Below are 12,792 nucleotides of genomic sequence, written 5' to 3'. Positions count from 1 at the left end.
TTCCATGTGTACGAAGCCCGTTCTCCTCGTCGTCGCCCACGGCAGCCGTGACCCGCGGCACGCGGCGACCGTCCACGCCCTGGTACGGCGGGTACGGTCGCTGCGGCCCCGGCTGCGCGTGGAGACGGGCTTCCTGGACTTCAACCTCCCGTCCGTGTCGGGGGTCCTGGAGTCCCTGGCCTCCGAGGGGGTCCGTGACGTCGTCGCCCTCCCCCTCCTGCTCACCCGCGCGTTCCACGCGAAGGCGGACATCCCCGCGGTCCTGCGCGCCGCGCCGCCGCAGCTGCGCATCCGGCAGGCCGAGGTGCTCGGCCCGTCCCCGCTGCTCGTGTCGGCGCTGGAGCGGCGGTTGTACGAGGCGGGGCTGACACCCGCCGACAAGCCCTCGACCGGGGTCGTGCTGGCCGCGGCGGGGTCCACCGACCCGGAAGCCGTCGCGGTGATCGCGGACATCGCGCGCAGGTGGCGGGACACGGGCTGGTCCGCCGTACGGCCGGCGTTCGCGTCCGCTTCGCTTCCGCGTACCGAGGACGCGGTACGCGAGCTGCGCGCCCTGGGCTGCGCCCGGGTCGCGGTCGCCCCGTACGTCATCGCGCCGGGCCGGCTGCCGGACCTCATCGCCAAGGGCGCCGACTCCGGCGGTGCCGATGTCCTGGCCGATGTCCTGGGTTCCGCACCGGAGTTGGCCTCTCTGGTGCTGCGTCGGTACACCGACGCGCACAGCGCGCCGCACTCCGCGGCAGCCTGAGCACAGCGCCCGTAATTCCGTTGCCCAGCTGCGCCTCGCGCGAAATGATCAAGGTGCACAAGCAAACGGGAGGAAACGAATCGTGGGAACGAAGATCACGGCCGCGACGGGCTTCGTCGCGGCGGCGCTGCTCGTGGCGTCCACCCCCGCGCTGTCGGGCACGGCGGTCGCGGCGGAGAACGCCAGAGCGACGGCCGCCTCGACCGCGGCGAAGAAGCTCAAGACGCAGAAGTGCGACGAGGACCACGACATCACGGTCTGCATCACCTACCGCACGAAGGGCAACGCCGGGGCCAGGACGAACCAGTTCGTCGCGTCGGTCAAGAGCTACAACAAGGCCACGTTCTCGCCGCGCCTGACGGTCAGCAACCAGAAGACCTGGCACAACGACAAGTACCCGACGGTCAAGAAGGACAGCTACGTCGAGGTCGTCCACAAGACGAAGAAGAACGGCCACGCGTGCGCGTTCCTCTACGTGCCGGCCGGCGCTCTCACCCCGGCCTGGGGCGCCTGCATCAACTAGGACCGAGCCGGTCCGGCGCTCCTCGGGGCGCAGGGCCGTGACGAAGAGGCCCGCGGTGGGACCCCCGCGGGCCTTTTCCGCCGTCTCGTCCGACGGGTGGGTCAGCCCGTCAGCTCGACCAGCCTGAGGACCGTGTTCCAGTTGCGGGTCGTCGCGATCAGACCCCGGTTGGTGCGGGGGCGGGAGAGCGCCTCCGCCAGCCTGGAGCGCCCCAGGCCGTCCGGGGCGTGGAGGTAGAGCGCGCGGTCCCCCAGGCGGAACTCCTCGGGAAGGTGGGCGGCCCGGTCGATGTCGGCGTAGCGCTCCGGGGTGACCGGCTCGGAGAGGTAGGTGAGGTGGAGCTGCTTCGCCTCCAGCTCGGCGGCCGGGAACGGACAGGCCTCGGCGACCGCCCGCAGATAGGCGTGGTCCCGGACGATCACCTCGACGGAGAAGCCGAACCGCCCCTCGACCGCCTTGGCCAGTTCCGCCGCCAGGCTGTCCTCGTCGCCGGCGGCGGAGGTGAAGACGGCCTGCCCGCTCTGGAGGTAGGTCTGCACGGAGCCGTACCCGAGCCCGGTCATCAGGCCGCGCAGCTCGGCCATCGGGAGCTTCTTCCTGCCGCCCACGTTGATCCCGCGCAGCAGTGCCGCATACGTCGTCATTCGAACACCATAGAACGGCCGCCGTGCCCCGTGGGGGCGGGCACGGCGGCCGCGCCGGGCAAGCCCGGCTGCCCGAAACTCTGGCTGATCGGACCGGTCCGGATCAACTCCTACACGCGCCTGTGACTTGTTCAACAAGGTTTCGTATTCACAAAGAGGATGCCCGTCGTCGGAAGGGACAGCCCTGATCATCACCCCCGAGATGCGGCGATAGATGTAAGGGGCCGACATCCTCCTGGGCGACGAGACGGGGCGGCCGCACTTCACCGGGCAGTACGACGAGTCGTTCTTATCGGGCCCCTACCTTCGAATCGAACGAAGGAAGTCGTGAAGGAGTCGTGGCGGCTGGGGGCCGTCACCGCACACGAGGGGGAGATCCGTCATGGATCCCGTCATGGGAAGCGGAGAGACGCGGGTGCGGGGCCTGGCCGCCCGGGCCGGCGGCTGGAGCGCCAGGCACCGCTGGGCCGCCGTCGGCATATGGGTGCTGTTCGTCGTCCTGGCCATGGGACTCGGCTCGGCGGCCGGCCGGGTCGACGTGGACGAGAGCGACCAGCTCAAGGGCGAGACCCACACCGCGGCGAAGATCATCGACGACGCGGGGATCAGGGAGCCGGCCGGGGAGACGGTCCTCGTCCAGTCCAGGGACGCGTCGCTCAAGGCGACGGACGCCGGGTTCCGGGCCGCCGTCGCGGCCGTCGTCGACGCGGTCGAGGGCACCGGCGAGGTCACCGACGTCACCTCGCCGTACGACACCGGGACGGTCTCGAAGGACGGCCGCAGCGCGCTGGTCCGGTTCGACATGCGCGGCGACGCCGACACCGCGGCCGACCGGGTCGAGCCGGTGCTGGACGCCGTCAGGGACGTGCAGCAGGAGCACGGCGCGCTGCGGATCGAGGAGATCGGCAGCGCCAGCATGAACAAGCAGTACGACGACGCCTTCGGCAAGGACTTCCGGCGGGCCGAGTACTCGGCCGTGCCGGTCGCCTTCGGCATCCTGCTGATCGCCTTCGGCGCCCTGGTCGCCGCGCTGCTGCCGATCGGGCTCGCCGTCACCGCGATCATGGCGACGATGGGTCTGATGGGCCTGGTCAGCCATCTGCAGCCGATGAGCGACACCGCCAACTCCGTGATGCTGCTGGTCGGCATGGCCGTCGGCGTCGACTACTGCCTGTTCTACCTGCGCCGGGAGCGCGAGGAGCGGGAGGCCGGCCGGGACGCGGACAGCGCGCTCAGGATCGCCGCCGCCACGAGCGGGCGGGCGATCATCGTCTCGGGTGTCACGGTGTGCGTGGCGATGGCGGGCATGCTGTTCACCGGCCTCGCCGAGTTCGAGGCGATGGGCCTGGCCTCGCTGATGGTCGTCGCGGTCGCCATGGTCGGCTCCGTGACCGTGCTGCCCGCGCTGCTCTCGCTGCTGGGCGGGCGCGTCGAGAAGGGCCGCATCCCGTTCCTGCGCCGCCGCGAGACCGGCGGCCCGTCCGAGAGCCGGTTCTGGACCGCCGTCCTGCGGGTCGTGCTCGCCAGGCCGCTGGTCTGCGTGGTCGTCGCGGCGGGCGCGCTGCTCGCCGTGGCCGCTCCCGCGCTCGGGATGAAGACCTCGCAGCTCACCCTGGACCAGGAGTTCGGCGGCTCGCTGCCGATCGTGCAGACCTACGACCGTGTCAACGAGGCCTTCCCCGGCGGCTCCGAGCCCGCCGAGGTGGTCGTCAGGGCCAAGGACATCAACGCCCCCGAGGTCAGGCGGGCCCTGGCCGGGTTCCGGGAGCGGGCGATCGGCTCGGGCGCCTCGCGCGGCCCGGTCGACATCAGGGTGCACGCCGCCCAGAACGTCGCCCTGATCTCCGTACCGCTGGTCGGCGGCTCCGACATGGACAAGGCCGGACGGAGCCTGGAGAAGCTGCGCGACGAGGTGCGGCCGGCCACGCTCGGCAAGGTCGACGGCGTGCAGGCGCCGATCACCGGGTCGGTCGCGGGCAACGAGGACTTCAACGACCAGCTGACGGGCTCGGTCGTCCCGGTCTTCGCCTTCGTGGTCGTCTTCGCCTTCCTGCTGATGCTGCTCTCCTTCCGCTCGCTGACGGTCGCGATCACCTCGATCGTCCTCAACCTGCTCTCGGTGGGCGCCGCCTACGGCATCCTGGTCGCCGTCTTCCAGCACGGCTGGGGCGCCTCGCTGGTGGGTGCGGAGGGGGTCGGCGCGATCGTCAGCTGGCTGCCGCTGTTCCTCTTCGTGATCCTGTTCGGCCTGTCGATGGACTACCACGTGTTCGTGGTCTCCCGGATCCGCGAGGCCCGGCTGCGCGGCCGGTCCACGAAGGACGCGATCCAGCACGGGGTGGTCACCACGGCGGGGGTCGTCACCAGCGCCGCCGTGATCATGGTCGCCGTGTTCGCGATCTTCGGCACGCTCTCCATGCAGTCGATGAAGCAGATGGGCGTGGGCCTGGCGGCCGCGGTCCTCATCGACGCCACGGTGATCCGGGGTGTGCTGCTCCCGGCGGTGATGGCGCTGCTCGGCGAGCGCAACTGGTACCTGCCCCGCCGGCTGCGGTGGCTGCCGGACCTCACCCACGACGAGTCGCCGGAGCCGGTGGCGCCGGTGGCGCGGGGCGAGCAGGACCGGCTGCGCGTCTGAGGCCGGCGGCGCCCCCGGCACAGGGTCCGTCGGCTCCGGGGGAGCCGGCGGACCCTGCAGCAGCGGGGGCAGGGCGGCGAGGAGGGCGGCCGCGGCCGGCGGTCCCAGGTCGGCCACGCCCTCCGCGCCGATGAAGCGGGTGAGGACGACCGGCAGGGTCTGTCTCTCCGGTGTCTTCAGCAGCACCAGGAACAGCGGGTGATCACCAGCACGAACGGGAACGCCTGACCGACCACCACCCACGCGGTGGCCGCAGCGGGCCGACGCTGAGCACGAGGGTCGGGATCAGGGCGGGCAGCACCAGGAACCAGGCGCCCCGGTCGGCCACCGCGGACGCGGCCGGCCGTCCCCGGGGCGCCGCGTCGGTGAGCGATGCCGTGTCGTCCCCCTTCGCACGGCCCCGTCCGGCCCGGTCATGGTCGTGAAGGCGGCTGGTCCCGTCAAGGCACCGCGCACCGCGACCGGCCTTCGCGGATGCGAGACTGACCGCCGGACGGCGAGAACAGGACGCCGTGTGCACACGCACAGCCGCGGGCCCGGCCCGGCGGGCTCCGGGAACGGACACGGAGGCGGACGATGGACGAGGCGAGGGCGCGGGACGTGCTGGCCGCGGCGGATGTGCTGCCCGGTCCCGGTGCGGCGGCCGGCGCCTCGCTCCTGGCCCTGGGCGAGAACGCGGTGTTCGCCGCCGGTGACCTGGTGGTCAAGGTGGGCCGTGACGCCGAGCTGCTCGACCGGGCCCGGCGCGAGCTGGAGATCGCCGGGTGGCTGGCCCAGGCCGGTGTCCCGGCCGTGCGGGCCGCCGAGCCGGAGGCGCGGCTCGTGGCCGGGCACCCGGTGACGATGTGGCACCGGCTGGCCGATCCGGTGCGCCCCGCCGAACCGCGCGATCTGGCCGCGCTGCTGCGGATCGTGCACGCCCTGCCCGCGCCCCCCTTCCCGCTGCCGCCGCGGGAGCTGCTGGGCGGGGTGGAGCGCTGGCTGCGGCTCGCGGGCGACGCGGTCGGCCCCGCCGACGCGGCGTATCTGCGGGAGCGCCGGGACGGCTTCGCGGCGGCCGCGGCCGCGCTGACGCCGCGGCTGACGCCGGGGCCGATCCACGGGGACGCGCTGCCCCGCAACGTCCATGTCGGGCCGCAGGGACCGGTGCTGGTCGACCTGGAGACCTTCTCCTCGGACCTGCGCGAGCACGACCTGGTGGTCATGGCACTGTCCCGGGACCGGTACGGCCTGCCGGCCGAGGCCTACGACTCCTTCACCGGGGCCTACGGCTGGGACGTGCGCGAGTGGGAGGGGTGCGGTGTGCTGCGCGGGGCCCGGGAGACGGCGAGCTGCGCGTGGGTCGCCCAGCACGCGCCGAGCAACCCCAAGGCACTCGCGGAGTTCGAACGCCGGGTGACGTCGCTGCGGGAGGGCGACGAGTCGGTGCGCTGGTATCCCTTCTGAGCGGCGGCGCCCCGCGAAGGGGCGCGGGGAACCGCGCGACCGGCCCCCACCGGCCCGCGGCAACCGCACCACGTGACCGGCCCGGCGCTCAGACGGCGTCGGCCGGCTGGCGCATCGGCCACGCCCCGTCGACCACCGCGTCCGCCTCTCCCTTGCGGCGCAGGAACTGCTGGAAGTCCGCCGCCCACTCCGCGTACCACTCCACCTGGCGGCGGTGCAGCTCCGCCGGGCCCAGGGCCGCGATCTTCGGGTGCCGGTCGGCTATCGCGCCGGCCAGGCGGGCCGCCGCGAGGGCGTCGGCCGAGGCGTTGTGGGCGGCGGTGAGCGTGATGCCGTACTCGGCGCAGACCGCCTCCAGGTTCCGTTTGCCGCGGCGGTAGCGGTCGACCCAGCGGTCGATGGTGTACGGGTCGACGACCGGCGCGGGGTCGAGGCCGCCGAGGCGGTCGGCGAGCGACGGGAGCCGGTGGCGGCGCAGTTCCGCCGAGAGCAGGGTGAGGTCGAAGGCCGCGTTGTAGGCGACGACCGGGACGCCCGTTCTCCAGTAGCCGGTGAGGACGTCGGCGAGGGCGTCGGCGACCTGGTCGGCCGGCCGGCCCTCGGCCGCCGCCCGTTCGTTGCTGATGCCGTGCACCGCCACCGCGTCCGCCGGGATCTCGACGCCGGGATCCGCCAGCCATTCGCGGCGGCCCAGCTCCTGCCCGGCCCTGACCTCGATCACGGCGCCCGTGACGATGCGCGCCTCGCGCGGATCCGTACCCGTCGTCTCCAGGTCGAAGCCGATCAGGAGCTCCTGGTGCCAGCCCATGGGCGGCCCCCCTTCTTGGTGGTGCTTTCCCCCAGTGGTCTCCACCCTCGCATGCGCCACTGACAATCAGGAGACCGCGTTCCGCTTGGCCCGGCGGAGGGATCAGGACACGGGACGCGAATCCGCCCAGGACGTTTCGAACTCCTCGCGGTATGTCGGGAAGAGCCCGCTCTCCACCACGTCGTCCGACTTGACCACCTTGCTGCCGTTGCGCAGCACCAGGACCGGCGACTCCATCCCGCGCGCCCCGCGCAGATAGGACTGGACGACCGCGACGCCGTCCGCGCCGTCGCCGTCCACCAGGTAGGCGGAGAAGCGGGGCGTGTCGTCGTACACCTGGATCTCGAAGGCGCCGGGGTCGCGGAGCCGGGAGCGGACCCGGCGCATGTGGAGGATGTTCATCTCCACCGAGCGGCCCAGTTCGCCCCGTTTCATCCCGAGTTCGCGTTCGCGGCGCTTGACCGCGCTGGAGGCGGGGTTGAGGAAGAGGAGCCGGACCCGGCAGCCGGTCTCGGCGAGGCGGACCAGACGGCGGCCGGAGAAGTTCTGCACGAGCAGGTTGAGGCCGATGCCGACGGCGTCCAGGCGGCGGGCGCCGCCGAAGAAGTCCTCGGCCGGGAACTGGCGCATCAGGCGGACCCGGTCGGGGTGGACGGCGACGACGTCCGCGTACCGGTCGCCGACCAGGTCCTCGACGGCGTCCACCGGGAGCCGGCGCGCGGAGGGCACGTCGCCGCCCGCGCCGAGCATCTCGAGGAGCCGGGCGGAGGCCCGCTCGGCCTGGTTCAGGACGGCCTCGGACAGCGCCCGGTTGCGGGAGACGACGTTGCGGGTCACCTCCAGCTCGTCCAGGGCGAGTTCGACGTCGCGGCGCTCGTCGAAGTAGGGCTCGAAGCAGGGCCAGTGCTGGACCATCAGCTCGCGCAGCTGCGGCAGGGTGAGGAAGCTGATCACGTTGTCGTCGGCCGGGTCGAGGAGATAGCCCTTGCGGCGGCTGACCTCGCGGACGGCGACCGCCCGCTGGACCCACTCCTGGCCGGCGGGCCCGGCCGCGGCGACCACCCACTCGTCGCCGTGGACGGGTTCGTAGATGGGCCGCAGCACGGCGGCCACGACGGCGCGCAGCCGCTGCTCGACGAGGTTCAGCCAGATGTAGGCCCGGCCGGCCCGCTGGGCGCGCGTACGCACCTCCAGCCAGGCGTCGGCGCCCCACTGCAGCTCCGGTCCGATGGAGCCCGTGGCGTCCATCGGCCGGGCCAGGGACACCGCGCCGGGCGGGACGTCTGTGGAGTTCCCCTCGTGACCCTCGTCACCAGGGGGCAGCTCCAGGCCTCCCGAGCCCACCCGTGCACCGCCTTCCGCTCCCCCGAGCTCTCCCCATGCCAACGATCAAGGAAGGGTACTCCGGGAGCGGTCGGCGGTGCAGCCGGATGGACAGGGTCGTTTCTCAACTACCGTTTCCGGACTGTCCGTTCTGATCAGCAAGGGCGGCCGGAGTGAGCGGATTCATAGCGGTCACGTCACGCGGGGCGATGGAGAAGCCCTGCCAGTGGACCGGCATCGGCTGCTGGTCCTCGTCGCGCGCGATGTGGTGGAAACCGACGTTCACCCAGACCACGGGGTTGGTGAGGGTCTGTCCGTCGACCCACTTGTCGACGGTCCTGGGGTGACCGCTCGCGCAGCCGGGGTTGTTGCTGGCGAACTGCTCGCACTTGTCGTACTGCGTGAAGTAGACGTCGTGCTTGGTGAAACCGTGACCCGGGTACTTGTTGGTGGCGCCCTGGACGATCTCGTACGAACGGGCGTGCCCGTCCTTGTTCTTGCCCGCCGTGCTGACCACGCGCCACCAGCGCATGTTCCTGGAGTTCCCGGCGAGTTCCCTGGTGACCTTGGTGCGGGTGGTCCTGTTGGTCGGTGCCTCCTGGCCCCGGGCCGGCGCGCTGACCACCGAGTCGTACTGCTCGACACGGCTCCTGGAGGAGCCGTCGAGGTCGAAGTCGAGCTTCCAGAAGACGTTGTGGCTGTGGCTGGTGGCGTACGCGTGGGCGCCCTTGCCGATCGGCCAGCCGCGGCCGTCGCCGGCGTCGTAGTCACCGGGTGAAAGGCTGCCGGTGGCACCGACGTTCATGTTGACCGTGCCGTCGTCCTGGAACCGCCACTCGGTCATGTACTCGTACCAGCCGACCTTGTTGACGGTGTAGACGAGCAGGTCCTTGCCCTGCCGCTGGTATACGCGGTTGCCGGTGTCGGCCTGCATCCGGTACGCGTGTCCACGCGAACGGGTGGTGGTGCACAGGCCGTTGACGTTGGGGTGGTCCGGGTCCCAGGCGTCCGGGACCTTGACCGTCCTGATGGTCCCGCCCGGACACTCGGCCGAGGCGAGCGGCACCAGGCCCTGGGCGAAGCCGAAGCCGGTCAGGTCGTCGTACTCGACGCTGCCGTCGTCGTAGGGGACGTCGATCTGGGCGAGCCGGGCGCTGGAGAGGACCTTGATGGGGGCGGACTCCCCCTTGGGCTGGTAGGAGATGTGCTCCAGGACCAGTCCGGCCTTGCTGTCGTAGCGCCAGCACATCCGCCAGGTGGTGCCGGTGGAGAGCTTCTGCTGGATGCGGTAGGCGGCGGAGCAGTCGGCGGCTGCCGCGGCGGCCCGCTTCGGCTGGGCGGCGGCGGGTCCGGCCGCGGTGGTGGCGCCGGCCGCCAGCGCGGCCACGGACAGGCCGACGGCGGCCGTCCTGCGGGCACGGCGGATTCTGTTCGGGTGCATGACGAAGTGACTCCTGGTGCGGGAGGTAAGGAGTGGAGAGGTGCCGGAGTCCGGCACAGCGGAATCCGGCTCAGCGGCCGAGCTTCACGACCTTGCGCGCGCTGAGGTCGACGATCAGCGAACGGGCGTCGATCCAGGGCCCGTTCCTCACCTTCGGGAAGAGCCGCACGCAGCGGTGCGCACCGCACTCGCCGAGCGACGCGGGCCGGACGCCCGCGGTGGCGCGGAACACCGCGCTGTTGAGCAGCAGCTGCTGCTCGGGGTCGGTCAGCTCCTGGCCCGTCGCGTCCTTGAAGTCCGCCTTGAGGCCGGCCCCGAGCGGGTCGGCGACGAGCAGCTGGAGGGCCTCGACGTTCTCGTCGTGACTGAGCGGCGGCTGGACGCCCCGCCGGCTGGTGGTCCGCTCGACCCTGCCGGTGTCGAGGTCGACGGTCCGGGTGACCAGGGTGTCGTCCCGGTAGTCGTAGAACGTGACGTCCGCGCGGCGCGGCGCGTCCGCGCTGTCCAGCTCGTCCGCGTCCGGCTCGGCGAGGTCGACGCTGATCCGCTCCGGGCCGCGGGCTCCCTCGACGTTCTCCCCGGCGTCGAACATCTGCTTGGTCAGAGCGAGTTGTTCGACGCGCCTGGTCTCGTCGTCGGTCAGCGGGTCGCTGCCCGTGCCCTTCTTCCCCTCGGCGGGCGCCTCTTCCACCACGCCCGGCAGGACGGCGTCCCGCCCCTGCCCCGCCCCGTCCGCCTGCTGCGCGGCGACGGCGCCGGTCCCGTCGTTCCCCTCCGTCTCGTCCGCCCCGGCCGTACCCGGCAGGGTGATCCCGACCATCACCGCGGTCCCCGCCACCGCCAGTCCCGCACCGGCCATCACCTTGCCCAGATGGCGGTGCACTGTCTTGCGCACATCTTCCCCCTACTCCCCCTTCTGGCACAGGGAGTACGTGTCTGCCCCACTGGTTCGGCACACATCACCACATGGGTCTCCGTGTGCTCCGGTCGCCGGGTAAGAGGGGCGTAAGTCGGCAGGGGTTCCACGACTTTCGGGCAGACTCATGACCAAGGCGCCCCCGGGCGCGGCACCCACCTGGAAGAGTCGACTTCATGCAGGTCTGGCCTGGAGAGGCGTATCCGCTCGGCGCCACGTACGACGGCGCGGGAACCAACTTCGCGGTGTTCACGGAGGCCGCGGACCGTGTGGAGCTCTGTCTGCTGCACGACGACGGCTCGGAGACGGCGGTGGAGCTGCGGGAGAGCGACGCCTTCGTGCGGCACGCGTACCTGCCGGGCGTGATGCCCGGCCAGCGGTACGGCTTCCGGGCACACGGACCGTACGACCCCGGACGCGGCCGGCGCTGCAACTCCGCGAAGCTGCTGCTCGACCCGTACGCGAAGGCGGTCAGCGGTTCGGTGCGCTGGGGCGAGGAGGTGTACGGCTACCACTTCGGCGAGCCCGACAGACGCAACGACCTGGACTCGGCGCCGCACACCATGGCCTCGGTGGTGATCAACCCGTACTTCGACTGGGGCGACGACCGGCGGCCCGGCACCGAGTACCACCACACGGTGATCTACGAGGCCCATGTCAAGGGCCTGACCATGCGCCACCCGGGCCTCCCGGAGGAGCTGCGCGGCACCTACGCGGGCCTCGCCCACCCGGCCGTCATCGGCCACCTGACGGAGCTGGGCGTCACGGCCCTGGAGCTGATGCCGGTCCACCAGTTCGTGAACGACCACCGGCTGGTCGACATGGGCCTGAACAACTACTGGGGCTACAACACGATCGGCTTCTTCGCCCCGCACAACGCCTACGCCTCCTGGGGCGACCGCGGCCAGCAGGTCCTGGAGTTCAAGTCGGCGGTCCGGGCGCTGCACGAGGCCGGGATCGAGGTGATCCTGGACGTCGTCTACAACCACACCGCCGAGGGCAACCACCTGGGCCCGACCCTGTCCTTCCGCGGCCTGGACAACCAGTCGTACTACCGCCTGACGGACGACCCGCGCTACTACATGGACACCACCGGCACCGGCAACTCCCTGCTGATGCGCTCGCCCCACGTGCTCCAGATGATCATGGACTCGCTGCGGTACTGGGTCACCGAGATGCACGTCGACGGCTTCCGCTTCGACCTCGCGGCGACCCTGGCCCGGCAGTTCCACGAGGTGGACCGGCTGTCGTCGTTCTTCGACCTGGTGCAGCAGGACCCGGTGGTCTCCCAGGTGAAGCTGATCGCCGAGCCCTGGGACGTGGGCGAGGGCGGCTACCAGGTGGGCAACTTCCCGCCGCTGTGGACCGAGTGGAACGGCAAGTACCGCGACACCGTGCGCGACCTGTGGCGGGGCGAGCCGCGCGCGCTGGCGGAGTTCGCGTCCCGGCTGACCGGCTCCTCCGACCTCTACCAGGACGACGGCCGCCGCCCGCTGGCCTCCATCAACTTCGTGACCTGCCACGACGGGTTCACCCTGCACGACCTGGTGGCGTACGACGACAAGCACAACGCGGCCAACGGCGAGGACAACCGGGACGGCGAGAGCCACAACCGCTCCTGGAACTGCGGGGTCGAGGGCCCCACCGACGACCCGGCGGTCCTCGAACTGCGCGACCGCCAGATGCGCAACTTCGTCGCCACGCTGATGCTCTCCCAGGGCGTGCCGATGATCGGCCACGGCGACGAGTTCGCGCGCACCCAGCGGGGCAACAACAACGCCTACTGCCAGGACAACGAGGTCGCCTGGGTGGAGTGGCCCGACCCCGAGGACACCGACGGCCTGCCGGCCTTCACGCGCGCGATGGCCCGGCTGCGCAGGAAGCACCCCGTGTTCCGGCGCCGCCGCTTCTTCCACGGCCGCCCGGTGGAGGGCACCCACGACGAGCTCTCCGACATCGCCTGGTTCACCCCCGAGGGCCACGAGATGACCCAGCACGACTGGGACTCGGCCCAGGCGTCGGCGCTGACGGTGTTCCTCAACGGCAACGCGATCTCGGAACCGGGCCCGCGCGGCGAACGCATCGCCGACGACTCGTTCCTGTTGATGTTCAACGCGTCGCCGGACCCGCTGGACTTCGTGGTGCCGGTCAACCACGGCCGGCAGTGGGAGGCGGTGGTCGACACGGCCCGCGCCGAGGGGGTGCCCCCGGGTTCGAAGGTGGACGCGGGGACCCGGCTGACACTGGTGAGCCGGAGCCTGAGCGTCCTGAAAAGGCCGGCGTAGCGGCGCCCCGGCAGGGGCGC

10 protein-coding genes and 1 pseudogene are annotated in these 12,792 nt (G+C 71.8%); 5 read left to right on the top strand and 6 right to left on the bottom strand.

The genetic code is table 11. The features are described from left to right. The first annotated feature begins 4 nt into the window (after window positions 1-4). On the top strand, window positions 5-748 hold the full coding sequence (locus ACZ619_RS26365) for a sirohydrochlorin chelatase (RefSeq protein ID WP_469603587.1): 744 nt from the start codon (window positions 5-7) through the stop codon (window positions 746-748). An 82-nt stretch (window positions 749-830) separates the two neighbouring features. Continuing rightward, on the top strand, window positions 831-1,271 hold the full coding sequence (locus tag ACZ619_RS26360; RefSeq protein WP_469603584.1) for a hypothetical protein: 441 nt from the start codon (window positions 831-833) through the stop codon (window positions 1,269-1,271). Between the two features lie 101 nt (window positions 1,272-1,372). Here the strand turns inward: ACZ619_RS26360 and ACZ619_RS26355 are convergent, their stop codons facing one another. Then, complete coding sequence (locus ACZ619_RS26355) at window positions 1,373-1,915, bottom strand: DUF1697 domain-containing protein (protein ID WP_469603582.1); 543 nt, start codon at window positions 1,913-1,915, stop codon at window positions 1,373-1,375. Window positions 1,916-2,309: 394 nt separating this feature from the next. On the opposite strand from ACZ619_RS26355, the gene ACZ619_RS26350 reads away from it, so the two are divergent. Further along, window positions 2,310-4,553: an MMPL family transporter gene (locus tag ACZ619_RS26350; RefSeq protein WP_469603579.1), complete on the top strand. Its 2,244-nt coding sequence runs from the start codon at window positions 2,310-2,312 to the stop codon at window positions 4,551-4,553. 57 nt (window positions 4,554-4,610) lie between these two features. Here the strand turns inward: ACZ619_RS26350 and ACZ619_RS26345 are convergent. Next, window positions 4,611-4,742, bottom strand: a pseudogene (locus ACZ619_RS26345) (carbohydrate ABC transporter permease); the annotation flags it as partial. 387 nt (window positions 4,743-5,129) lie between these two features. Between ACZ619_RS26345 and ACZ619_RS26340 the strand changes: the two are divergent. Continuing rightward, window positions 5,130-5,999, top strand: coding sequence for a phosphotransferase (locus ACZ619_RS26340; protein WP_469603577.1), 870 nt, complete (start codon window positions 5,130-5,132; stop codon window positions 5,997-5,999). A gap of 88 nt (window positions 6,000-6,087) precedes the next feature. On the opposite strand, the gene ACZ619_RS26335 is transcribed toward ACZ619_RS26340, so the two are convergent. From ACZ619_RS26335 to ACZ619_RS26320, 4 genes are all read right to left on the bottom strand, one after another. Continuing rightward, complete coding sequence (locus tag ACZ619_RS26335) at window positions 6,088-6,807, bottom strand: exonuclease domain-containing protein (RefSeq protein ID WP_469603574.1); 720 nt, start codon at window positions 6,805-6,807, stop codon at window positions 6,088-6,090. Between the two features lie 102 nt (window positions 6,808-6,909). Further along, entirely contained in the window at window positions 6,910-8,151 is a 1,242-nt protein-coding gene (locus tag ACZ619_RS26330) for an SAV2148 family HEPN domain-containing protein (RefSeq protein WP_469603572.1), read from the bottom strand. Between the two features lie 103 nt (window positions 8,152-8,254). Further along, window positions 8,255-9,571, bottom strand: a complete 1,317-nt coding sequence (locus ACZ619_RS26325; protein WP_469603570.1) for a copper amine oxidase — start codon at window positions 9,569-9,571, stop codon at window positions 8,255-8,257. Between the two features lie 70 nt (window positions 9,572-9,641). Beyond that, window positions 9,642-10,466 (bottom strand): Tat pathway signal sequence domain protein, encoded by an 825-nt coding sequence (locus tag ACZ619_RS26320; RefSeq protein WP_469603568.1) that lies wholly within the window; start codon window positions 10,464-10,466, stop codon window positions 9,642-9,644. A gap of 197 nt (window positions 10,467-10,663) precedes the next feature. Here ACZ619_RS26320 and glgX point away from each other — a divergent pair, with 197 nt between their 5' ends. After that, window positions 10,664-12,772: a glycogen debranching protein GlgX gene (gene glgX / locus ACZ619_RS26315; protein ID WP_469603566.1), complete on the top strand. Its 2,109-nt coding sequence runs from the start codon at window positions 10,664-10,666 to the stop codon at window positions 12,770-12,772. Window positions 12,773-12,792 lie beyond the last annotated feature (20 nt).

This window comes from Streptomyces sp. NPDC104367 (assembly GCF_055583825.1).
Note: the sequence above shows the minus strand (reverse complement) of the source record. Positions and strands in the feature narration are given on the sequence as shown.